The 22715-nt window shown below is 72.0% G+C and carries 19 protein-coding genes; 14 read left to right on the forward strand and 5 right to left on the reverse strand.

The window, feature by feature from the left end:
• Nucleotides 1–25: 25 nt before the first annotated feature.
• From wecB to ACZ592_RS27705, 4 genes are all read right to left on the reverse strand, one after another.
• Nucleotides 26–1177 carry a non-hydrolyzing UDP-N-acetylglucosamine 2-epimerase gene (gene wecB / locus ACZ592_RS27690; RefSeq protein WP_471584412.1) on the reverse strand — a complete coding sequence of 384 codons (1152 nt, stop codon included), beginning with the start codon at nucleotides 1175–1177 and terminating at the stop codon, nucleotides 26–28.
• Nucleotides 1178–1560: 383 nt separating this feature from the next.
• The gene (locus ACZ592_RS27695) at nucleotides 1561–2271 is read right to left on the reverse strand and encodes a response regulator transcription factor (protein WP_471584343.1); all 711 of its coding nucleotides are present in this window, start codon (nucleotides 2269–2271) and stop codon (nucleotides 1561–1563) included.
• Nucleotides 2268–3404 (reverse strand): sensor histidine kinase, encoded by a 1137-nt coding sequence (locus tag ACZ592_RS27700; RefSeq protein WP_471584344.1) that lies wholly within the window; start codon nucleotides 3402–3404, stop codon nucleotides 2268–2270. The genes ACZ592_RS27695 and ACZ592_RS27700 overlap by 4 nt, the downstream gene beginning before the upstream one ends.
• A 7-nt stretch (nucleotides 3405–3411) precedes the next feature.
• A complete protein-coding gene (locus ACZ592_RS27705; protein WP_471584345.1) occupies nucleotides 3412–4230 on the reverse strand; it encodes a hypothetical protein in 819 nt (272 codons plus the stop codon).
• A 179-nt stretch (nucleotides 4231–4409) separates the two neighbouring features.
• Here ACZ592_RS27705 and ACZ592_RS27710 point away from each other — a divergent pair, with 179 nt between their 5' ends.
• Entirely contained in the window at nucleotides 4410–5594 is a 1185-nt protein-coding gene (locus ACZ592_RS27710) for a sensor histidine kinase (RefSeq protein WP_471584346.1), read from the forward strand.
• 206 nt (nucleotides 5595–5800) lie between these two features.
• On the opposite strand, the gene ACZ592_RS27715 is transcribed toward ACZ592_RS27710, so the two are convergent.
• A complete protein-coding gene (locus tag ACZ592_RS27715; RefSeq protein ID WP_471584347.1) occupies nucleotides 5801–6808 on the reverse strand; it encodes a rod shape-determining protein in 1008 nt (335 codons plus the stop codon).
• A 123-nt stretch (nucleotides 6809–6931) separates the two neighbouring features.
• Between ACZ592_RS27715 and folC the strand changes: the two genes are divergently transcribed.
• The 13 genes from folC (at nucleotide 6932) to ACZ592_RS27780 (ending at nucleotide 22506) form a co-directional block, all read left to right on the forward strand.
• Nucleotides 6932–8467, forward strand: coding sequence for a bifunctional tetrahydrofolate synthase/dihydrofolate synthase (gene folC / locus ACZ592_RS27720; protein WP_471584348.1), 1536 nt, complete (start codon nucleotides 6932–6934; stop codon nucleotides 8465–8467).
• Between the two features lie 5 nt (nucleotides 8468–8472).
• Nucleotides 8473–8820: a DUF4233 domain-containing protein gene (locus ACZ592_RS27725; protein WP_471584349.1), complete on the forward strand. Its 348-nt coding sequence runs from the start codon at nucleotides 8473–8475 to the stop codon at nucleotides 8818–8820.
• A 109-nt stretch (nucleotides 8821–8929) separates the two neighbouring features.
• On the forward strand, nucleotides 8930–9343 hold the full coding sequence (gene ndk / locus ACZ592_RS27730) for a nucleoside-diphosphate kinase (RefSeq protein ID WP_471584350.1): 414 nt from the start codon (nucleotides 8930–8932) through the stop codon (nucleotides 9341–9343).
• Between the two features lie 329 nt (nucleotides 9344–9672).
• The gene (locus ACZ592_RS27735; protein WP_030362602.1) at nucleotides 9673–10692 is read left to right on the forward strand and encodes a rod shape-determining protein; all 1020 of its coding nucleotides are present in this window, start codon (nucleotides 9673–9675) and stop codon (nucleotides 10690–10692) included.
• A gap of 144 nt (nucleotides 10693–10836) precedes the next feature.
• Complete coding sequence (gene mreC, locus ACZ592_RS27740) at nucleotides 10837–11790, forward strand: rod shape-determining protein MreC (protein ID WP_471584351.1); 954 nt, start codon at nucleotides 10837–10839, stop codon at nucleotides 11788–11790.
• Between the two features lie 12 nt (nucleotides 11791–11802).
• Complete coding sequence (gene mreD / locus ACZ592_RS27745) at nucleotides 11803–12474, forward strand: rod shape-determining protein MreD (protein ID WP_471584352.1); 672 nt, start codon at nucleotides 11803–11805, stop codon at nucleotides 12472–12474.
• Between the two features lie 98 nt (nucleotides 12475–12572).
• Nucleotides 12573–14747, forward strand: coding sequence for a penicillin-binding protein 2 (mrdA, locus tag ACZ592_RS27750; RefSeq protein ID WP_471584353.1), 2175 nt, complete (start codon nucleotides 12573–12575; stop codon nucleotides 14745–14747).
• Between the two features lie 3 nt (nucleotides 14748–14750).
• Complete coding sequence (rodA, locus tag ACZ592_RS27755; RefSeq protein WP_471584354.1) at nucleotides 14751–15944, forward strand: rod shape-determining protein RodA; 1194 nt, start codon at nucleotides 14751–14753, stop codon at nucleotides 15942–15944.
• 62 nt (nucleotides 15945–16006) lie between these two features.
• Nucleotides 16007–17611 carry a CYTH and CHAD domain-containing protein gene (locus tag ACZ592_RS27760; protein WP_471584355.1) on the forward strand — a complete coding sequence of 535 codons (1605 nt, stop codon included), beginning with the start codon at nucleotides 16007–16009 and terminating at the stop codon, nucleotides 17609–17611.
• A gap of 50 nt (nucleotides 17612–17661) precedes the next feature.
• Nucleotides 17662–19587: a TIGR03960 family B12-binding radical SAM protein gene (locus ACZ592_RS27765; protein WP_471584356.1), complete on the forward strand. Its 1926-nt coding sequence runs from the start codon at nucleotides 17662–17664 to the stop codon at nucleotides 19585–19587.
• Nucleotides 19588–19640: 53 nt separating this feature from the next.
• Complete coding sequence (locus tag ACZ592_RS27770; RefSeq protein ID WP_471584357.1) at nucleotides 19641–20201, forward strand: GNAT family N-acetyltransferase; 561 nt, start codon at nucleotides 19641–19643, stop codon at nucleotides 20199–20201.
• Nucleotides 20202–20207: 6 nt separating this feature from the next.
• Nucleotides 20208–21563, forward strand: coding sequence for a hypothetical protein (locus ACZ592_RS27775; protein WP_471584358.1), 1356 nt, complete (start codon nucleotides 20208–20210; stop codon nucleotides 21561–21563).
• Nucleotides 21564–21708: 145 nt separating this feature from the next.
• A complete protein-coding gene (locus ACZ592_RS27780) occupies nucleotides 21709–22506 on the forward strand; it encodes a TIGR03936 family radical SAM-associated protein (RefSeq protein WP_471584359.1) in 798 nt (265 codons plus the stop codon).
• Nucleotides 22507–22715: the final 209 nt, after the last annotated feature.

The following is a 22715-nucleotide window of genomic DNA, read 5'->3' on the forward strand; positions in this document are numbered from 1 at the left end:
GAGGGGCCGGGGGGGAGGGCGGAAGTCAGGCCACAGCGCGCAGCTGGGCTTCGGCACCGTCGGCCACCAGGCCGGCCAGGAGCTCGACGATGCGCTGCGAGGCGTGCGCGTCGCCGAAGGGGCTGGGGGCGGCGGCCAGGCGGCGCAGTCCGGCCGCGCCCTCGTCGAGCCTGCGCCGTGCGGCACGGCCGATCTCCGGTCCCGGCGCGACGAGTTCGGCGAAGCCCGCGGCCATCGCCTCGGGGCGCTCGGTGGACCGGCGCACGACGACGAGCGGCCTGCCGAGGACGGTGACCTCCTCCTGGACGCCGCCGGAGTCGGAGACGAGCAGCGCCGCGTGCCGGGCCAGCGCGAGGAACTCGCCGTGGCCGAGCGGGGGCAGGGCGGTGAGCGGCGCGAGGAGGTGACCGAGCCCGGCGGACTCGGCGCGGGCGCGGGTGCGCGGGTGCAGCGGGACCAGGACGGGCAACCGCTCGGCGAGCGAGGCCAGTTCGGTGAGGACGGCCTGGAGGGCGGCCGGGTCGTCGGTGTTCTCGGGCCGGTGCACGGTGGCCAGGACGTACGCGTCCGGGGTGAGACCGTGCGAGGCGAGCAGCGCGGCGCGCTCGGCGGGGGAGGGCAGCGCGTCGGCGACGGCCGCGACGACGGTGTTGCCGGTGACGGCGATCCGGTCCGCGGGGACGGACTCGGCGAGGAGGTGGGCGCGGTTCTCCTCGGTGGCGGCGCACAGGACGTCCGCGAGCCGGTCGATCAGGACGCGGTTGTGCTCCTCGGGCATCGCGCGGTCGTGGCTGCGCAGGCCGGCCTCGATGTGGACGAGGGGGATGTCGCGGGCGTTGGCGGCCAGCGCGCCGGACAGGGCCGCGTTGGTGTCGCCCTGGACGACGACGGCGCGGGGCGGCCGGGCGGCGAACACCGTGTCCAGCTGGGCGAGCGCGGCGGAGATCTGCACGGCACGCGCCTGCCCGCCGACGCCGTCGAGCAGGGTGGGCTCGGGCAGCCCGAGCTCGGCGAGGAAGCGGCCGGAGAGGGAGTCGTCGTAGTGCTGCCCGGTGTGGATCAGCCGGGCCGCCGGACCGAGCAGCCGCACCAGGGGCGCGAGCTTGACCAGCTCGGGCCGCGTACCGAGCACGACGGCGACGCTGCCTGCGGGGAGCCGGTGGGCGACGGGGTGGATGATCACGCGGAGCACTCCAGGAGAAACGGGACATACGGGGTACGTCCAGGAGAGTGCGGGGCAAAGGTTGCAGCCGCGGATCGCGTTCGGTTGCGCAACGGTTGCGAGCGGCCGAATTGCCGGACCCAGGACGTTGGTCCAGGACTTTGGTCCTGGGGGGCGGGCCCCGGGACCCCGTCCGGGGGCGCGGCGAACGGCACACCAAGCCCCCACGGACCCGCGGCCGAGCTCCGACGGGGGCCCGTCCGGGGGCGCGGCGAACGGCACACCAAGCCCCCACCGTCCCGCGGCCGAGCTCCGACGGGGGCCCGTCCGGGGGCGCGGCGAACGGCGCAACAAGCCCCCACCGCCCCGCAGGGAAAAGCGAGGAGAGCGAGGGAACGCTAGTGGGTCCCTCGGTACCGGTACCCGAGCCCTCGCACGGACTCCAACGGATCCTCCACCCCCACCCCCGCTTCCGACCCCGACCCCGCTCCCGCCCCCACCGCCAGGCGCCGCCGCAACCGAAGCACCGCGAACTTCACCCGCTCCCGCCCCGCCCCGTCGGGCGCGTCCCACACCAGATCGAGAAGCTGCTCGGTGGTGACGACGCGCCCCCGGTTGCGTACGAGCACCTGAAGCAGCCGGTACTCGATGTCGCTGAGCCGGATCTCCTGGCCCTGCCAGACCGCCGACCGCCGCTCCGGCACCATGCGCAGGCCCGATTCCACATAGTCGCCGCGCCACTGGTCGGGCCGGCTGCGGCGCAGCAGCGCCTCGATGCGGGCCAGCAGCTCCTGAGTGTCGAAGGGCTTGGTCACGTAGTCGTCGGCGCCGGCACGCAGCCCCCGTACCCGCTCGGCGGGGCTGGTGCGGCCGGAGAGGATGAGGACGGGCAGGTCCGTCATGTCCCGGGTGCGGTCGAGGACCTCCCAGCCGTCGAGGCCGGGCAGCACCAGGTCGAGGACCATCAGGGCGGGGCGTTCGGCGAAGAGCAGGCGCAGCGCGGCCTGCCCGTCCTCGGCGAGCAGCGTCTCGTACCCGGCCCGGTCCAGGACGGCGCGCAGCGCCACTCCGAGGTCGGGGTCGTCCTCGACGACGAGCAGACACGTCATCCGGGCTCGGCGGGGGAGGGGCGCCCCGTGGGCAGCCTGACCACCACGGCCGTCCCGTCGTCCTCCCCGCCGTGCAGGGCGATGTGCCCGTCGTGCAGCCGCACGGTGTCGCGGACGGCGGAGAGACCGAGGCCGGTGCCGGGGTAGGCGCCGCGACGGGCGTTGGGGGCGCGTACGAACTCGGTGAAGACCTCTTCCTGGAACTCCTTGGGGACGCCGATACCGGTGTCGGCGACGGAGATCTCCCAGCCGGTGCCTTCCGGTTCGTCGTAGGGGTGGGCGGTGACGGTGACGGTGCCGCCCGGCGGGGTGAACTTCACGGCGTTGTCGAGCAGCGCGGCCAGGGCGTTCTCCAGCTGGCCGCGGTCGGCGAAGGCGGGCGGCCCCGGCTCGTGGTCGTGGACCAGGAAGATCCCCGCGGCCTGCGCGCGCGGCAGCAGCTCGCCGGTGAGGCGCCCCAGGAGCCGGGCCATGTCGACCCGTGCGTACGACGCCTCCGGGCGGCTGCGCGCGCCCGAGGCGGCGTGCAGCAGTCCGTCGACCATCTCCTGCATGCGCTGTGCGTTGCGCCGGATGGTGTCCAGGTACGTGCCCTGCGTCGCGGAGAGCGGGCCGCCCGACGGCGGGGCGAGCAGCTCGCAGAAGCTGAGGATGGTGGCGAGCGGGGTGCGCAGCTCGTGCGAGGCGCGGGCGGCGAACTCGGAGCGCTCGCGGGCCAGGTCGCCCAGGGTGTGGACGTGGCGCCGCAGGTCGTTCTCGCGGCGCCGCTGCTCGGTGATGTCCTCGGCGAGCCAGAGGAAGCCGATGCGCTCGCCCGCCACGTCGATCGGCCGGCGGTTGGTCCTGACGACCCGGCCGTCGAGGAAACGGACCTCGGCCGTCCGCGGGAACTGGCGGCGGTTGAGCTGGCGCAGGGCCGTGCTCCCCGACGGCAGCTGCTCCGCGACGGCCGCGGCCAGCGTCCCGACCGGTACGCCAGGGGACGTGTCGACGTCCTGCAGCCGTGCCAGCTCGATGAGCTGCTGGTTGACGGCGACCACCCGGTTGTCGGCGCCGACCAGCAGCGCGCCCTCGGGCACCGCCTGGAGCAGGGCCTCGGCGAGCTGCGAGGTCAGCCGCGGGGTCTGGGGCACGGCCGTCCTATCCGACCGGGTCGGTGGCGGTCTCGGGGGCCTCGGTGGCCTGGGCGGGGACGGGGCGGGTGACGGGGGTGCCGGGGACGGCAGGGCTGCCGGGGCCGACGGGGCCGACGGGGCCGACGGGGCCGACGGGGACGGCAGGGCTGCCGGGGCCGTCGAGAGCGCCGGAGCTGTCGCAGCCGTCGGAGGTGTCGGAGCCGCCGGAGCTTTCGGGGACGCCTGAGCCTTCCGGGACGCCGATGACGTCGGGGGCGGCCGGTGGGGAAGTGAGGTCGAGGCCGAGCCGTTCGAGCTCCGCCGCGGCCAGCGCGTCGAGCGTCTCCGGGTCGCCGTGCCGCCAGCCCCAGGCGAGGCTGCCCGGCGTCGCGTCCGGGATCTCCGACGCGGTGACGGCGACCTCGTGCAGCGGTCGCAGCAGGGAGCGCAGGGCGAGCAGTTCGCGGCCGTCGTCACAGGCGGCGAGGTCCCGGGCGGCGCCCGCCTGCCGGATCCAGCGCAGCCTGCGCGGCACCCAGGCGCTCAGGACGAGGCCGACGGGGACGACGAAGAGAGCGAGGGCACCCACGGCGACGGCGGTGCGGACGACCACCGGGTCCATGGCGTCGACGGCGCCGACGACGCGCCGCAGCACGCTGTCGACACGGCCGCCGACCAGGGGCAGCGGCGCACTGTGTTGCTGCAGGGCGCGGGGGAGGGCGATCAGACAGGCCAGCCGGTACGCGATGACGGCGGCGGCGGCCCACAGCGCGGTCCACAGGAGGACCCCGGCGTCGCCGGCGAGCTGATGGGTCCGCCTGGCGGGATTCTGGGCATACCACATGGTCCGATTTGACCCCCGGTGGGCGTCCGGGCCGGGCAGCCGCGCCGAAAGGACACCCGTTGTGCGCACGTCCGGACGACTCGACCATGATCACCCGCAACGTCCCGGGGTGCGGCATATCACCAAGACAAGGACGTAAGTCCGGTGGAACGGGCCGAAAGACCTTGGATGATGGAAGTATGCGCAACCGGCCCGCCGCCCAGGCGATACGCCAGGCGGCGGCCACGGCCGGCCGCCTCTGCGGGCGCTGGTCGCAGGAGCCGCGCGCCCTGGACGTGCTCACGGCGCTGAGCGCCTTCGCGCTGATGAGCCTGGACGTCCCCGGCCTCGCCGAGGCGGACAACTCCCTCAACGGCCCGCTCGCCGTCCTGGCCCTCGCGGCCGGCGCGTCCTCGCTGCTGCTGCGGCGCAGGACGCCCTGGCTGACGTTCGCGGTCGCGCTCTTCTTCCTGAGCTGGCTGCACGAGCTGACGCTGGCCCAGTTCGCGCTCTACTCCCTGGGCCGTTATCGGGGCCGGGTCGCGGGCACGCTCGGCGTCGTCGGCTACGTCGCCTTCGCGTACGTGATGTTCAACCTGCCCGGCTGGCCGGTGCACCGGGGGGACACGCTCGCGTCGTTCCTGAGCCTGGTCGTCCCGATCGGCGTGCTCGCGGCGGGCGTCGGCGTCGCGGCGAACCGGCAGGACCTGGTCCGCGCGCTGGCCGTGCAGCGCGCGGAGACGGACACGCTGCACGCCGTCCAGCAGGAGCGCACCCGCATCGCGCGGGACGTGCACGACTTCGTGGGCCGCGAACTGACCCTGCTGAGCGTGCGCTCCCAGGTGCTGGCGCGCCGGGCCGCGGGCGGGACGTTCGAGGGTGACTTCGAGGAGCTCTCGGAGACGGCGCGCAGTGCGCACCGGATGCTGAACGAGATCATCGTGCAGCGCGGCACGGACGGTGCCCCGACCCCCGGCCTCGACGCGCTCCCCGAACTCGCCGAACGCAGCGGGCGCGCGGGCAGTCCCGTGGACCTCCTGGTGGACGACGCGGCCCACCGCCTCTCACCGCTCCGTCAGGCGGCGGTCCACCGGGTCGTCCAGGAGTGCCTGACCAACGCGGCGAAGCACGCGCCGGGCGAGGCGGTCGAGGTCCACGTGGGCCTGCGGGGCGGCCGCCTGGAGATCACGGTCCGCAACCCGCTGCCCCGCACGGCCCCGCCCGCCGCTCCGGTCTCCGCGGGGACCGGCACCACGGGAATGGCGGAGCGGGTGCGGGCGGTGGGCGGCACGTTCGCGGCGGGGCCGCGGGGTGGGGTGTACGAGGTGCGGGCGACGTTGGCGTCGGGTGAACCGGGGCCGCGGGCGCGGGGCGGGGTGGGCTGATTCCTGCCCGCCCGGCAAACGGGTGGGTGGACGGGTGGGAAGATCCGCCGCGCAGTTAGCGGTACAGGGACGCCCTCCACGGTGGCGAGCCCAACGCACCCCCCCAAGAGAGTCCCCCGGCCCCGGGGCAGTCGCCCGGCCCCGGGGCAGTCGCCCGGCCCCGGGGCAGTCCCCCGGCCCCGGGGCAGTCGCCCGGCCCCGGGGCGTCACGCCGCCGACATGACCCTCTCCAGGCCGTCGAAGTCCTCGACACACTTGCCGCAGCCCATCGCCACGCTGTCCAGCGGATCCTCGGCCACGAAGACAGGGATCCCCGTGGCGGAGGCGATGCGCAGGTCGAGGCCGGGGAGCAGCGCGCCGCCGCCCGTGAGGACGATCCCGTGCTCCATGATGTCGCCGGACAGCTCCGGCGGGCACTCCTCCAGGGTCGTCTTGACGGCGGCGATGATCTGCTCGACGGGCTCGTCGAGCGCGGCCCGGACCTCACGTGCCGTGAGGTCCACCGTCTTGGGCAGTCCGCCGACCTTCTCGCGGCCCCGCACGGTGAACGTCCGCATCTCCAGGGCGTCCTCGCCCGGCACCGGCCAGGCCGACCCGATGGCGACCTTGATGTCCTCGGCGGTGCGCTCGCCGACGAGCAGCGAGTGCTCCTTGCGCACGAAGTCGGTGATGGCCGCGTCGAGGCGGTCGCCGCCCACCCGCAGGGACTGGGCGGTGACGATGCCGCCGAGCGAGATGACGGCGACCTCGCTCGTGCCGCCGCCGATGTCGACGACCATCGACCCGCGCGGCTCGGCGACGGGCAGCCCCGCCCCGATGGCCGCCGCCATGGGCTCCTCGACCAGGTGCACGGCGCGCGCCCCGGCCCGCTGGGAGGCGTGCACGATCGCGCGCCGCTCGACGGGCGTGACTCCGCTCGGCACGCACACGACCATGCGGATACGGGGCCTGCGTCCCGGCACGGCCTTGCGCACGAAGTGCCGGATCATCTCCTCGGCGGCCTCGTAGTCGCTGATCACGCCGTCCCGCAGGGGACGGATGGCGGTGATGGACCCGGGCGTGCGCCCGATGGTCTCCTTGGCCTCCGCCCCCACGGCGAGCACCCCGCCCTTGCCTTCGCGCACGGCGACCACGGACGGCTCGTTGAGCACGATGCCCTGGCCGCGGACGTAGAGGAGGGTGTTCGCAGTGCCGAGGTCGATACCTATGTCCATGATCGCCAAGTTTGCCCGGCGGGCCGCCCGAGCGGAGGGACCAAGGTCCCGAATCGGACGGGCCGAAGGTCCTGACGAAGGTCCTGAGGGCGAGTGTCGGCGCCGCTCCGTAGACTGGCGTACGTGAGTGATCTCCCCCCGCACGACGACCACGCCGACAACGACCCTGCCGGCCGATCCGCCGACGACTCCTTCGACGAGATCGTCGGTGCCGAGACGGACCGGGACCCCGACCTCGCGGTGATCGAGGCGGGCAGCCGCACCCTGCGCACCCAGGGGGGCCCGCCCCAGAGCGACGTCCCCGCGCGCCCCTCCGATCCGGAGGTGGACAAGGCACTGCGCGAGGTGGAGACGGAGCTCGCGGGCCGCTGGGGCGAGACGAAGCTCGAGCCGTCCGTCACCCGTATCGCCGCCCTCATGGACGTCCTGGGCGAGCCCCAGCGCGCGTACCCCTCGATCCACATCACGGGGACGAACGGCAAGACGTCCACGGCCCGCATGATCGAGGCGCTGCTCTCCGCCTTCGAGCTGCGCACCGGTCGGTACACCTCGCCCCACGTCCAGTCGATCACCGAGCGGATCAGCCTGGACGGCGCTCCGCTGGACGCCGAGCGCTTCATCGAGACGTACAACGACATCAAGCCGATGGTCGAGATGGTCGACTCCCAGCAGGAGTACCGCCTCTCCTTCTTCGAGGTCCTCACCGGCATGGCGTACGCGGCCTTCGCGGACGCCCCGGTGGACGTGGCCGTGGTCGAGGTCGGCATGGGCGGCAGCTGGGACGCGACGAACGTGATCGACGGCTCGGTCGCCGTCATCACCCCCATCGACCTGGACCACACGGACCGCCTGGGCTCCACGCCCGGCGAGATCGCCAAGGAGAAGTCCGGCATCATCAAGCCGGACGCCACGGTGATCATGGCCCAGCAGCCGGTGGACGCCGCGCAGGTCCTCCTGAAGAAGGCCGTCGAGGTCGACGCGACGGTGGCCCGCGAGGGCCTGGAGTTCGGCGTCGTGGCCCGCCAGGTGGCGGTCGGCGGCCAGCTCCTGACCCTGCGCGGTCTCGGCGGGGAGTACGAGGAGGTCTTCCTGCCGCTGCACGGCGAGTACCAGGCACACAACGCGGCGGTGGCGCTCGCCGCCGTCGAGGCGTTCTTCGGCATCGGCTCGCAGCACGCGCGCCCGCTGGACATCGACACGATCCGCAAGGCCTTCGCGTCGGTCGCGTCGCCGGGCCGCCTCGAAGTGGTGCGCCGCTCGCCCACCGTCGTCCTGGACGCCGCGCACAATCCGGCGGGCGCCCGCGCCACCGCCGCGGCGATCAGCGAGGTCTTCGACTTCAGCCGGCTGATCGGCGTGGTCGGCGCGAGCGACGACAAGGACGTGAAGGGCTTCCTCGAGGCCTTCGAGCCGATCTTCGCCGAGGTCGTCGTCACGCGGAACTCCAGCCATCGCGCGATGGACGCGGACACGCTCGCCGGAATCGCCGTGGAGGTCTTCGGCGACGACCGCGTGCAGGTCGAGCCGCGTCTGGACGACGCGCTGGAGGCGGCGATCACCCTCGCCGAGGAAGAGGGGGAGTACGCGGGCGGAGGCGTACTCGTCACTGGTTCCGTCATCACGGTCGGCGAGGCCCGACTGCTCCTGGGGAGGGGCTGATTCCTGTGCGTATGCTCTGTGCTTCGACGCTGATCGGCGAGTTCTTCGTGATCGGCTTCGCGGGCCTGGTCGCCATGAAGGACGAGGACCTGTCCATGGGCACGGTCTGGACGGTCTGCGGTATCGCGATGCTGCTGAGCCTCCTGCTCTGCGGAATGCTCACCCGGCCCGGTGGTGTGCAGCTCGGCTGGGCCCTGCAGCTCGCGCTGATCGCCAGCGGCTTCGTGGTGCCGACGATGTTCTTCCTCGGTGCCGTGTTCGCCGCCCTGTGGTGGGCGTCGGTGCACTTCGGGCGGCAGATCGACGAGGCGAAGGCCCGGTTCGCGGCGCAGGCCGAGGCGGACCCGGCCTGAGACCGCGGGAGCGGGGCGGCCCCGGCCGACCTGCGGCACGGATGCCCCTCGTACGGCGGTATCGTGCCGGTCATCCCACGTGATCGTACGAACCTGCTTGGAGCCGCACATGAGCCAGCGCACCCTCGTCCTGCTGAAGCCCGACGCCGTCCGTCGTGGCCTGATCGGTGAGATCATCGGCCGCATCGAGCGCAAGGCGGGCTGGACGATCTCCGCGCTGGAGCTGCGCCCGCTGGACCAGGAGACCCTGGAGCAGCACTACGGCGAGCACAAGGGCAAGCCCTTCTACGAGCCGCTGGTCGCCTTCATGGCGTCCGGTCCTGTCGTCGCGCTGGTCGTCGAGGGCGAGCGGGTCATCGAGGGCGTGCGCGCGCTCGCGGGTCCGACCGACCCGATCGCCGCCGCGCCCGGCTCGATCCGCGGCGACTTCGGCACGATCGTCCGGGAGAACCTGATCCACGCCTCGGACTCCGAGGAGTCCGCCGAGCGCGAGCTCAAGATCTTCTTCCCGGGCGTCGCCTGACCGCCACGGAGATCGGGACGGAAAGACTTCGTCAGATTTTCTTGACACACCGTCAGAACGGGGTCGCGTCCGACCGGGGACGGCCGGAGCAATTCGGCCGTCCTTTTGGCATATGCACCCCCATTGGGGGAACGCATGCCCCCGATGGCACGTCTCCAAAGGCGAGGCGACCCATCATCTGCTGACAATGGCGAAGACCCTAGCGCCGTGTTCGCGCAGCCGAGACTACGATGGAAGCCTCCACTGCCACACAGCACCCACCTCGCCTACCTAAAAAGCCATCACACGCTCCACTAGGGAAGGCCAGACGCATCCTCATGGGGAACAACATGTCGTTCATCGGCCGTGACATGGCTGTCGACCTCGGGACCGCCAACACGCTGGTGTACGTCAGGGGTCGGGGGATCGTGCTCAACGAGCCGTCCGTCGTCGCGATCAACACCAACACCGGTGGCATTCTCGCGGTGGGCGCCGAAGCCAAGAAGATGATCGGCCGCACGCCGGGCAACATCGTTGCCGTGCGGCCGCTGAAGGACGGCGTCATCGCCGACTTCGAGATCACCGAGCGGATGCTCCGCTACTTCATCCTGAAGATCCACAAGCGGCGCTACCTCGCCCGCCCGCGCGTCGTCGTCTGCGTGCCCTCCGGCATCACGGGCGTCGAGCGCCGCGCCGTCATCGAGGCCTCCTCGCAGGCCGGCGCGCGCCAGGTGCACATCATCGAGGAGCCCATGGCGGCGGCCATCGGCTCCGGCCTGCCGGTCCACGAGGCCACGGGCAACATGGTGGTGGACATCGGCGGCGGCACCACCGAGGTCGCCGTCATCTCGCTCGGAGGAATCGTCACGGCACAGTCGATCCGCGTCGCGGGCGACGAGCTGGACAACGCGATCATCCAGCACATCAAGAAGGAGTACTCCCTCCTCCTCGGCGAGCGCACCGCCGAACAGATCAAGATCACCATCGGTTCGGCGTACGACATGGACGCCGACGAGCACACCGAGATCCGCGGCCGCGACCTGGTCTCCGGGCTGCCCAAGACCGTCGTCATCTCCGCCGCGGAGGTCCGCAAGGCCATCGAGGAGCCGGTCAACGCGATCGTCGACGCGGTCAAGACCACCCTCGACAAGTGTCCGCCGGAGCTCTCCGGTGACGTGATGGACCGCGGCATCGTTCTCACCGGTGGCGGCGCCCTGCTGCGCGGCCTCGACGAGCGGCTGCGCCGGGAGACCGGCATGCCGATCCACATCGCCGAGGACCCGCTGGACAGCGTGGCGCTCGGCTCCGGAAAGTGCGTCGAGGAGTTCGAGGCGTTGCAGCAGGTGCTCGACGCCCAGCCGCGCAGATGATCTGACGCGAAACATCCGCCGTACGAGTGCCTGCCCTCTCGTGCGGCGGATCGTTGATATAGAGGCAAGGCACGACAATTCCCCAGAACACCGTGGATTCCGCAGACTCCACGGAATCCGATTGAGGAAGGCACGCCGCCGCACGTGAGGGACACACGAGAGAGCCGGCTGCTATTGGTGCTGCTGGTAGCCATCGCGTTCGCTTTGATCACGGTGGACATCCGCGGCGGCGAGGACTCACCGGTCGACGGTGCCCGCCAGGCCGCCGCCACCGTCTTCGGTCCGGTGGAGGAGGGAATGTCCTCCGCCGTCGACCCGGTCGGCAACGCCATCGGCGCGGTCCGCGACTCCGGCGAGCGCCACAACCGCATCGCGGAACTGGAGCGCCAGAACGCCGCGTTGAAGGCGAGGCTCGGCAGCGACGCGCGCAACAACAGCCGCGTGCGGCAGCTCGACAGCATGCTGAAGAAGGCGGGCGCCGGGCAGTACGGCATCAAGGGAGCCGAGGTCATCGGCATAGGAGCGGCCCAGGGCTTCTCCTGGACCGTCACCATCGACGCCGGCGCCAACGACGGACTCAAGCGGGACATGACCGTCCTGAACGGCGACGGCCTGGTGGGCCGCGTCACCACGGTCGGCCCCAACACCGCGACCGTCCTGCTCGCCAACGACCCCGACTTCACCGTCGGCACCCGTATGGAGACGACCGACGAGCTCGGCTTCGCCACCGGCCAGGGCGACCGGCCGCTCTCCGTCCAGCTGCTCAACGGCAAGGCCAAGGTCAGAAAGGGCGACCGCCTGGTCACCTTCGGCTCGCAGGGCGACAAGCCGTTCGTGCCCGGCGTGCCGGTCGGCGAGGTCGTCCGCGTCGACCCCTCGGGCGGTGACCTCACCCGCAACGTCTACGTGAAGCCGTACGTCGGGTTCACCAAGCTCGACATCGTCGGCGTCGTCGTCGAGGCGCCCCGCGAGGACCCGCGCGACACGGTCCTGCCGCCCAAGCCCGCCAAGCCCAAGCCGACCCCGACGGTGACCGTCACGGCCACCCCGTCGGGACAGCCCCCGGCCGACGGCGCCGACAACGGCAACGAGCAGTAGGAGACCGGACCCATGCGCTTCAACCGAATCCTGCTCTCCACCGCCCTCGTCGTCGTCGCCCTGGTCATCCAGGTCAGCGTCCTTGCCCGGCTCCAGCTGCCGGGCGCGGTGCCGGACCTCGTCCTGCTCACCGTCCTCGGCCTCGCCCTCGTCTACGGCCACGTCGGCGGCGCCCTCGTCGGCTTCGGCGCCGGACTCCTCTCGGACCTGGCGCCGCCCGCCGACCACGCCGCCGGGCGGTACGCGCTCGTGCTCTGCGTCATCGGCTACCTCGCGGGCCTCGCCAAGCCCGACGGCGGCCGTCTCCGCTCCGCCGCCGGGCCACTCGTCGTGGTCGTCGGTGCCGCGATCGGCTCGACCCTGCTGTACGCGGGAGTGGGCTCGCTCGTCGGGGACACCGCCGCCCGCCACGTGGGCCTGGTCGGCCTGCTCTTCACCGCCGCGCTCTACGACCTGCTGCTCGCGCCCTTCACGGTGCCGCTGATCATCGCGCTCGCCCGGCGCGCCGAGAACGACCCGCTGGGGGAGAACTCACCCGTCAACAAGGCGGCCGACGTCTCGGCCGGCTGGCTCTCGTCCGGCACCGGCCTGCGCATCGGCAACCAGCGCAGTGGCCTGCGGGCGAAGGCGGCCAAGGCCCGCGTCGCCCGCGCCGGACGCATCAAGGGGGTCAAGCGCCTGTGAACGCCGTCCGGCCGGCCCCGCACGCGCCCGCGCACCCGCACAGGTTGAGCGTGTACACGTACTGCCCGTACGCACACTGAGAGGGGGGACCACCAGCAGTGACCAACATCCCCGAGACCGGACGGACCCCACGCGTCCAGATCCGTCTCATCACCATCCAGATCCTCGTCGTCTCCCTCCTGCTCACCCTCGGCGGCCGCCTCTGGTACCTCCAGGTCCGCAACGGCGACGAGTACGCCGAGGAGGCCTCGGGCAACCACGTCCAGCAGGTCGTCCAGCCCGCCGTGCGCGGCTCGATCCTGGACGCCCGCGGGGTGCCGATCGCCGACAACCAGACCCGGCTCGTCGTCTCCGCGTCCCGCACGGACCTGATGAAGATGAAGGACGACGGCAAGGCCGTCCTCGGCAAGCTCGCCGACGTGCTCGGCATGGACACCAAGGACGTCGAGGGCAAGGTCCGCCTCTGCGACGCCAAGACGCCGCAGCCCTGCTGGAACGGCTCGCCCTACCAGCCCATCCCGATCACCGACGAGGCCACGCCCAAGCAGGCGCTGCAGATCCGCGAGCGCTCCGAGGACTTCCCCGGCATCACCGCCGAGCCCACCGCCGTCCGCCGCTACGCGGCCCCCGGCAAGTCCAACAGCGCCCAGGTCCTCGGCTACCTCTCGCCCGTCACCGACGAAGAGATCAACAAGGCCAAGGACACCGACTCGCCGTTCCTGCGCTCCGACCAGGTCGGCCGCTCCGGCCTGGAGCGGACGTACGACAAGCAGCTGCGCGGCAAGGCAGGCGTGACGCGCTACGAGGTCGACAACCTCGGCCGCGTCATCGGCAAGGCCAAGTCCGACAAGGCCGAGCCCGGCGCGAACGTCGTCACCAGCATCGACGCGCGCGTGCAGGCCGTCTCCGAGTACTGGCTCAACGACGCGATGAAGAAGGCCCGCCAGGAGTTCGACAAGAACACCGGCGAGAACTACAAGGCCGACGCGGGCGCCGTCGTCGTCATGGAGAACAAGACGGGCCGCGTCGTCTCCATGGCCTCCAACCCGTCGTACGACCCGAACGCCTGGGTCGGCGGCATCTCCGGCAAGGACTACTCCAAGCTCACCGGCAAGAAGTCCAACTACCCGCTGCTGAACCGCGCCATCCAGGGCCAGGCGGCCCCCGGCTCGATCTTCAAGGTCATCCCGACCACCGCGGCGGTCAACGCGGGCTACCAGTTCAACGGGCGCTACCCCTGCCCCAGCTCGTACTCCATCGGCGGCCAGACCTTCAAGAACTTCGAGTCCAAGGGCCACGGTTCCATCAGCCTCGGCCAGGCGCTCGAGGTCTCCTGCGACACCGTCTTCTACAAGCTCTCGCACGACCAGTGGGCCAAGGACGGCGGCAACAAGCCGAAGAAGGACGCCAAGGACTGGTTCTACAAGACCGCCCACCAGTTCGGCCTCGGCAAGGAGACCGGCATCGACCTCCCCAACGAGGTCACCGGACGCGTCCCGGACCGCCAGTGGAAGAAGGACTACTGGAAGGCCAACAAGGACGCCTGGTGCAAGCAGGGCAAGAAGAGCGGCGAGTACGCCGAGCGCATCGCGTACGAGAACTGCCTCGAAGGCATGAAGATGCGCGCCGGTGACTCCGTCAACTACTCCATCGGCCAGGGCGACACCCTCGTCACGCCGATCCAGATGGCCACGATCTACTCCGCCATCGCCAACGGCGGCACCCTGTACGACCCCACCGTCGGCAAGGCGATCGTCAGCGCGGACGGCAAGCAGGTCCAGGAGCTCAAGCCGACGTCGCACGGCAAGCTGCCGATGAACGCCGCGCTGCAGAAGGACATAGACGGTGCCCTCGCGGACGTCGCGACGCGCGGTACGGCCGCGTGGCGGTTCGGCGGCTGGCCGCAGGACAAGATCCCGATGCACGCCAAGACCGGTACCGCCGAGGTCTACGGCAAGCAGACCACCTCGTGGTTCGCGACGTACACCAAGGACTACTCGATCGTCATGACGATCTCCCAGGGCGGTACGGGTTCCGGTGCGTCGGGACCCGCCGTCCGCAAGATCTACGACGCGATCTACGGCCTGGACGAGAGCGGCAAGCAGGACAAGAAGAAGGCGCTCCTGCCCGAACCGCAGAAGAACCTGCCGAAGATCGAGAACGACGGCTCCATCGACTCCCCGAAGATCAAGCCGTACAAGCCCGAGGCGCCCAAGCCGCCGGCCGAGCTGCAGGAGCTGGCCGGTGCCCCGGCCAACGGGAGGCGGGACTAGTCCATGACCGGCAACGGCTTCTCCGTCTCGGGATACGGACCCGAACGCTCCAGCATGTCCCGGCTCCTGGCCCGCGACTCGATCGTGCGCCGGCTCGACTGGCCGATGCTCCTCGCCGCGCTCGCGCTCTCCGGCATCGGCTCCGCCCTCGTCTACTCGGCGACCCGCAACCGCACGGAACTCGTCGGCGACGACCCGTACTCCTTCCTGGTCAAGCACATCATCAACATCGGCATCGGCCTCGGCCTGATGGCGGGCACGATCTGGCTGGGCCACCGCACGCTGCGCACCGCCGTGCCGATCCTCTACGGCGTCTCGGTCTTCCTGGTGCTCCTGGTCCTGACCCCGCTCGGCGCCACCATCAACGGCGCCCACGCGTGGATCGTGATCGCGGGCCAGTCGCTCCAGCCGTCCGAGTTCTGCAAGATCACGATCATCCTGGGCATGGCGGTGCTGCTCGCCGCCCGCGTCGACGCGGGCGACAAGGAGCACCCCGACCACCGCACGGTCGTGCAGGCCCTCGGCCTCGCCGCCGTACCGATCATGATCATCATGCTGATGCCCGACCTCGGCTCGGTCATGGTCGTCGCGATGATCGTGCTCGGCGTGCTGCTCGCCTCGGGCGCCTCCAACCGCTGGGTGTTCGGGCTGATCGGCACGGGCGTCGCCGGCGGTGTCGCCATATGGCAGCTCGGCGTCCTGGACGACTACCAGATCGCCCGCTTCGCCGCCTTCGCCAACCCCGCCCTCGACCCGGCGGGCGTCGGCTACAACACCAACCAGGCGCGCATCGCCATCGGCTCCGGCGGCCTGACCGGCACCGGCCTGTTCAAGGGCTCCCAGACCACCGGCCAGTTCGTCCCCGAACAGCAGACCGACTTCGTGTTCACCGTCGCGGGCGAGGAGCTCGGCTTCGTGGGCGCGGGCGCGATCCTGCTCCTGCTCGGCGTCGTCCTGTGGCGCGCCTGCCGCATCGCCCGCGAGACGACCGAGCTGTACGGCACGATCGTCGCCGCCGGAATCATCGCCTGGTTCGCCTTCCAGGCCTTCGAGAACATCGGCATGACCCTCGGCATCATGCCGGTCGCGGGTCTTCCGCTGCCCTTCGTCAGTTACGGCGGCTCCTCGATGTTCGCGGTCTGGGTGGCCGTCGGCCTGCTCCAGTCGATCAAGGTGCAACGGCCGATGTCCGCGTAGGTCCTGTGCCGGCCGGAGCGGGGGGACTGCCCAGATTCGTCCCGCGCGTCTAGATTCGGTTCATGGCGGAGACGAAGCGCGAGATCGAGCGGAAGTACGACGTCGGGGCGGACGCGGCACTGCCCGACCTGTCCGGCGTGGCCGGTGTCGCGGACACCGTCGACAAAGGCGTCGTCGACCTGGACGCCGTCTACTGGGACACCCCCGACCAACGCCTGGCCGCCGCCTCGGTCACCCTGCGGCGCCGCACCGGCGGCGCCGACGCGGGCTGGCACCTGAAACTGCCCGTCTCGCTCGCGGAGGGCGTGCGCGACGAGATCCACGCCCCGCTCTCGGACGCCGTGCCCCCCGCCCTCTTCGGCCTCGTGCGCTCCCGGGTGCGCGAGGCCGCCCTCGTTCCCGTCGTCCGGCTGCGGTCCGCGCGGACCCTGTGCCACCTCCTCGACGCGGACGGCGGCCTCCTCGCCGAGGTCAGCGTCGACCGGGTGCGGGCCGAGCGGCTCAGCGGGGGAGCGGGCACCGCCGCCTGGACCGAGATCGAGGCGGAACTGGCGGACGGCGGCGACCCCGCGCTCCTCGACAAGGTCGAGAAGAAGCTCAAGAAGGCGGGCGTGCGGCGCTCCTCGTCGTCCTCGAAGCTCGCCAGGGCACTGGCGCGGACCGAGCCGGAGAAGAACCGGGTGACCAAGGCCGCCCCCGAGACCGCCACGGGCACCGGCGGGAAGGCAGGCAAGAGCGGGGCCGTGGCCGAAGCGGTGCACGCGGCCGTCGGCGAGGGGCCCGGCACCGCGGGCGACCACGTCCTCGCCTACCTGCGCGCCCAGCGCGACGCGATCGTCTCGCTCGACCCCGCCGTCCGCCGTGACCTGCCCGACTCCGTGCACCAGATGCGGGTCGCCACCCGCCGGATGCGCAGCGCCTTCACGTCGTACCGCACGCTCCTGGACCGCACGGTCACCGACCCCGTCGGCGACGAGCTCAAGTGGCTCGCGGGCGAGCTCGGCGTCGACCGCGACCAGGAGGTCCTCACCGAGCGGCTCACCACCCGTATCGACGACGTGCCCCGGACCCTCCTCCTGGGCCCGGTGCACGGCCGGCTGCGCATCTGGACCGTCGCCCGCGGCACCGGCTCGCGCCGCAGGACCGTCGCCGTGCTCGACAGCGAGCGCTACTTCGCGCTCCTGGACACCCTCGACGCCCTGCTCGCCGCGCCCCCGCTGCGCCCGGCCGCCGCCGCGCCCCCCGCGAAGGCGCTCCGCAAGGCCGCGCTCAAGGACTACAAACGCCTGGCCACCCGCGTCGAGCACGCCCTGGGACTGCCCCCGGGCCATGAGCGGGACACCGCCCTGCACGAGGCCCGCAAGGCCGCCAAGCGCGCCCGGTACGCGGGCGAATCGGCGGTTCCGGCGCTCGGCAGGCCGGCCCGGCGGTTCGCCGGAAGGATGAAGGCGGTCCAGAGCGTGCTCGGCGACCACCAGGACAGCGTCGTCGCGCGCGAGGCCCTGCGCGCCCTGGCGATCCAGGCCCACATGGCCGGGGAGTCCGCGTTCACCTGGGGACTTCTGTACGGCCAGGAGGAAGCGGCAGGGGCGGACCGCGAGCGGGAGCTGCCCGAGGTGTGGGCCAAGGCGTCGAGGCCGAAACTGCGGGCGGCACTGGGCAGCTGAACGCCGGGGTACGCTTGATGGTCACCCCTGCCAGCTCATGAAGGTCCGCGATGTCTGCCGAATCGGTCTTCCCACAGCTCGAAGCTCTGCTCCCGCATGTGCAGAAGCCCATCCAGTACGTCGGCGGTGAGCTGAACTCCACCGTCAAGCCGTGGGATTCCTGTGACGTCCGCTGGGCGCTCATGTACCCCGACGCGTACGAGGTGGGGCTGCCCAACCAGGGCGTCATGATCCTCTACGAGGTCCTCAACGAGCGCGAGGGTGTGCTCGCCGAGCGCACCTACAGCGTGTGGCCGGACCTGGAGGCCCTGATGCGCGAGCACCGGGTGCCGCAGTTCACGGTCGACTCGCACCGCCCGGTGGGCGCCTTCGACGTCTTCGGGCTCAGCTTCTCCACCGAGCTCGGGTACACCAACATGCTGACGGCCCTGGACCTCGCGGGCATCCCGCTGGAGTCCAAGGACCGCACCCTGGACGACCCGATCGTGCTCGCGGGCGGCCACGCGGCCTTCAACCCCGAGCCGATCGCCGAGTTCATCGACGCCGCGATCATCGGCGACGGCGAGCAGGCCGTCCTGGAGATGACGGAGATCATCCGCGCCTGGAAGGCCGAGGGCCGCCCCGGCGGCCGCGAGGAGGTCCTCTTCCGCCTCGCCAGGACGGGCTCGGTCTACATCCCGGCGTTCTACGACGTCGAGTACCTCCCCGACGGCCGCATCGGCCGCGTCGTGCCCAACCGCAGCGGCGTGCCGTGGCGCGTGTCCAAGCACACCGTCATGGACCTCGACGAGTGGCCCTACCCCAAGCAGCCCCTGGTCCCGCTCGCCGAGACCGTCCACGAGCGCATGTCCGTGGAGATCTTCCGCGGCTGCACCCGCGGCTGCCGCTTCTGCCAGGCCGGCATGATCACGCGTCCCGTGCGGGAGCGGAGCATCACCGGCATCGGCGACATGGTCGACAAGGGCCTGAAGGCGACCGGCTTCGAAGAGGTCGGCCTGCTCTCGCTCTCCTCCGCCGACCACAGCGAGATCGCCGACGTCGCCAAGGGCCTCGCCGACCGGTACGAGGAGGACAAGATCGGCCTGTCCCTCCCCTCGACCCGCGTGGACGCCTTCAACGTCGACCTCGCCAACGAGCTGACGAGGAACGGCCGTCGCTCCGGCCTGACCTTCGCCCCCGAGGGCGGCTCCGAGCGCATGCGCAAGGTCATCAACAAGATGGTGTCCGAGGAAGACCTCATCCGCACCGTCGCGACCGCGTACGGCAACGGCTGGCGCCAGGTGAAGCTGTACTTCATGTGTGGCCTGCCCACCGAGACCGACGAGGACGTCCTGCAGATCGCCGACATGGCGATGAACGTCATCCAGAAGGGCCGCGAGGTCTCCGGCGCCAACGACATCCGCTGCACGGTCTCCATCGGCGGTTTCGTGCCGAAGCCCCACACGCCCTTCCAGTGGGCCCCGCAGCTCTCCTCCGAGGAGACCGACGCCCGCCTGGAGAAGCTCCGCGACAAGATCCGCGGCGACAAGAAGTACGGCCGCTCGATCGGCTTCCGCTACCACGACGGCAAGCCCGGCATCGTCGAGGGCCTGCTCTCGCGCGGCGACCGCCGCATCGGCGCCGTCATCCGCGCCGTCTACGAGGAGGGCGGCCGCTTCGACGGCTGGCGCGAGCACTTCTCGTACGAGCGCTGGATGCGGTGCGCCGAGAAGACGCTGCCCGAGGTGGGCGTGGACGTCGACTGGTACACGACCCGCGAGCGCACCTACGAGGAGGTCCTGCCCTGGGACCACCTGGACTCCGGTCTCGACAAGGACTGGCTCTGGGAGGACTGGCAGGACTCGCTCGACGAGACCGAGGTCGAGGACTGCCGCTGGACCCCGTGCTTCGACTGCGGCGTCTGCCCGCAGATGGACACGCAGATCCAGATCGGCCCCACCGGCAAGAAGCTCCTGCCGCTCACGGTCGTGAAGTAGCGGCGGCGGACGGCACAGGCGGAGCCAGGAACCGAAGCGCCGAGCACCGGCCCATGCCCCGACTCGCCCTGCCCAGCGGCCTGGTACACCGCTCCTTCGTCGCCGCGATGGAGGAGCTGCGGGCCGAGGGACAGGGCGGTCCGGGCGACGACTCGGCGCTCGGCGGCACCCTGCGCGACTACGGCACCCGGTGGCGCGACCGCGCGGTCTTCGACGCGTACGTCGCCGAGGTCCGCGCCGCCGCCCGCCCCACCGAGCCGCACGCCGTCCCCGTGACGACCCTCTGGTACGTCGACGGCGCCGACTACTTCGGCCGCGTCACCGTCCGGCACACCGTCGGCACCCGCTTCCTGCGCGAGTACGGCGGCCACATCGGCTACGACGTCCGGCCCACCGCCCGCCGCCGCGGCCACGCCACCGAGATGCTCCGCGCCTGCCTCCCGTACGCGGCCGAACTCGGCCTGGAATCCGTCCTGGTGACCTGCGACACCGACAACACCGGCTCGCGCAAGGTGATCGAGGCGGTGGGCGGCGCCTTCGAGGACGAGCGGGGCGGCAAGCTGCGGTACTGGATCGACACCGGCCGGATCCGAACCGACGCCTCACGCGTCTAGGACGACATGGACCTGGAGAAGCGGCCGCAGCAGCAGGCCGGACAGCCGCCGGCACGGCCCGCGCCGCCCGCACGGCCCGCGCCGCCCGTACAGCCCTCGCAGCCGCAGCCCGAGGGCTGTCTCGCCGTCGCCATCCGCATCCCGGTGCGGATCGTCGTGCTCGTGCTCGTCGTGCCCGTGCGGCTGGTCTGGGACGCGCTCGCCGTGTGCGGCCGTTTCGTCTGGCGCACCGTGCTGCGCCCCCTCGGACGCGGCATCGGCGCGGTGCTGACCTGGCTGTTCAAGGCGGTGTTCGTCTGGCCGTGGGTGGCGCTGTGGCGGTACGTGGTGGTGCCGGTCGGCGTCGCTCTCGCCTGGCTGGGGCGGATCCTGTTCGTCGTCCCCGCCAGGTGGCTGTACCGGTCCGTGCTCACGCCCCTCGGGCACGGCATCGCGTGGACGGTACGGGGGATCGGCACAGGTCTGGGCCGGCTGGGCCGGGTGCTGTTCGTCCTCCCCTCGGTGTGGCTGTACCGGTCCGTCCTCACGCCTCTCGGGCACGCGATCGCGTGGCTGGCGCGGGGTATCGGAGCCGGGGCCGCCGCGGCCGGACGCGGCATCGGCGCGGTGCTGACCTGGCTGTTCAAGGCGGTCTTCGTCTGGCCGTGGGTGGCGCTGTGGCGGTACGTGGTCGTGCCGGCCGGCATCGGGATCGCCTGGCTGGGCCGGGTGCTGATCGTGATCCCCTCGGTGTGGCTGTACCGGTCCGTCCTCACGCCCCTCGGGCACGGCATCGCGTGGACCGTACGGGGGATCGGCGCCGGGATCGCCTGGCTGGCCGGCGGCGTCTGGACCGTCGTCACGACGCTGCTGCGCTGGCTCCTCGTCGTGCCCGCCGTCGCCGTGTGGCGCTGGGTGCTCGCCCCCGTCGGACGCGCGATCGCCGTCGTCGCGCGCGAGATCGGCGACGCGCTCGGGCACGCCTGGCGTGTCGCGGGACACCTCTCGCTCGTCGTCGGCCGGTTCCTCGGCACGCTCCTTCGGTGGATCTTCGTGGAGCCGGTGCGGTGGGCCTACCGGTCGGTGCTCACCCCCCTGGGACACATGGTCCGCGACGTGGTGTGGCGGCCCGCCGCCGCGGCCGCCAGGAGCGTGCGCCGCACCACGCGGCAGGCCCTCACCGCGGCCAGGGAGAGCGTGCGCCAGACCCGCGCCGAGGTACGCCGGATGCTCTTCGGGGCGCCGAAGGAAGCGGCGCCGGTGGCGGTGGCCCGGGGCGGGTCCGCCCCGGTACCGGTGGCCCGGCGGGAACCGGACACGCCGGAGCCGCGTAACCTAGAGAAGAAGCCCGGGAGTGCGGTTTCCCCGCCCGGGTGGGGATGATCCCGACCGGACGGTCCGACCGGACGGCGCCGGGCGAACCCCACCCGCACCACTCCGCTCCGCAGCGGGGTGTCTCCCGGCCCGCACACAAGGAGAAGTTCCCCTGGGCAAGCGACAGCCCGTAGGCCCGCCGCCCGCACCCGCGGTGCAGCGCATCCGACTGCGCTACACCAAGCGCGGCCGCCTCCGGTTCACCAGCCACCGTGACTTCCAGCGTGCCTTCGAGCGGGCGCTGCGCCGCGCCGAGGTGCCCATGGCGTACTCGGCGGGATTCACCCCGCACCCCAAGGTGTCGTACGCCAATGCCGCACCCACCGGCACCGGCAGCGAGGCCGAGTACGTGGAGATCGCGCTCACCGCGCCGCGCGACCCCGAGAAGCTCCGTGAGCTCCTCGACGAGTCGATGCCGACCGGGCTGGACATCGTCGACGCCGTCGAGTCCCGCACCTCCGGACTCGCCGACCGCCTCACGGCCTCCGTCTGGGAACTGCGCCTGGACGGCGTGGAGAGCGCGGCGGCACAGCGCGCCGCCGACCTGTTCACGGCCGCGGAGCAGGTCGAGGTCCAGCGCCGCACCAAGAACGGCATGCGCACCTTCGACGCACGCGAGGCCGTCGTGAGCCTCGCGCTCGCCGACCGCGAAGCGACTGCTCACGACGCTGATAGGCCGACCGACAAGCCCTGTGCGATACTGCGGCTGGTTGTTCGGCACGTGACACCTGCCGTACGACCTGACGACGTCCTGTCCGGTCTCCGAGCTGTGGCCGACCTGGCGCCGCCGGTCCCCGCAGCGGTGACCAGGCTGGCGCAGGGGCTTTTCGATGAAGAGACCGGCACGGTGACCGACCCGCTCGCGCCCGACCGCGAGGCAGATTCGGCCGCATCACCCACGGCCGCCGTACCTGCCGCCGCGAAGGCGCCGGTGCCGGAAGGCCCCCGTTAAGGACGTACGTCACCGCGCAGCCCTCGTACTCGGGAGCCACCTGGGTCGGGCAGCGCACTGACCGAGACTTTCGCCAGGCCGTCCGCATTTGGGCGTACGGAACCGGCGAGACAAGACATAGAGCTCCCGTGCGGCGCCCGCGCCCCGGATGGCGGCCCCGCGCACCTAGCGCGAGCTGCGGCCATCACCGGACCAGGCGCGGCGCCCGG

It is taken from the genome of Streptomyces sp. NPDC040622, from assembly GCF_055593965.1.

Bases quoted from the DNA above. Each gene is read 5' to 3' on its own strand.
- ACZ592_RS27695 (WP_471584343.1), bottom strand. From the start codon at position 2,271: ATGACGTGTCTGCTCGTCGTCGAGGACGACCCCGACCTCGGAGTGGCG.
- ACZ592_RS27705 (WP_471584345.1), bottom strand. From the start codon at position 4,230: ATGTGGTATGCCCAGAATCCCGCCAGGCGGACCCATCAGCTCGCCGGC.
- ACZ592_RS27710 (WP_471584346.1), top strand. From the start codon at position 4,410: ATGCGCAACCGGCCCGCCGCCCAGGCGATACGCCAGGCGGCGGCCACG.
- ACZ592_RS27715 (WP_471584347.1), bottom strand. From the start codon at position 6,808: ATGGACATAGGTATCGACCTCGGCACTGCGAACACCCTCCTCTACGTC.
- ndk (WP_471584350.1), top strand. From the start codon at position 8,930: ATGAGCCAGCGCACCCTCGTCCTGCTGAAGCCCGACGCCGTCCGTCGT.
- ACZ592_RS27735 (WP_030362602.1), top strand. From the start codon at position 9,673: ATGTCGTTCATCGGCCGTGACATGGCTGTCGACCTCGGGACCGCCAAC.
- mreD (WP_471584352.1), top strand. From the start codon at position 11,803: ATGCGCTTCAACCGAATCCTGCTCTCCACCGCCCTCGTCGTCGTCGCC.
- rodA (WP_471584354.1), top strand. From the start codon at position 14,751: ATGACCGGCAACGGCTTCTCCGTCTCGGGATACGGACCCGAACGCTCC.
- ACZ592_RS27760 (WP_471584355.1), top strand. From the start codon at position 16,007: ATGGCGGAGACGAAGCGCGAGATCGAGCGGAAGTACGACGTCGGGGCG.
- ACZ592_RS27765 (WP_471584356.1), top strand. From the start codon at position 17,662: ATGTCTGCCGAATCGGTCTTCCCACAGCTCGAAGCTCTGCTCCCGCAT.
- ACZ592_RS27770 (WP_471584357.1), top strand. From the start codon at position 19,641: ATGCCCCGACTCGCCCTGCCCAGCGGCCTGGTACACCGCTCCTTCGTC.
- ACZ592_RS27775 (WP_471584358.1), top strand. From the start codon at position 20,208: ATGGACCTGGAGAAGCGGCCGCAGCAGCAGGCCGGACAGCCGCCGGCA.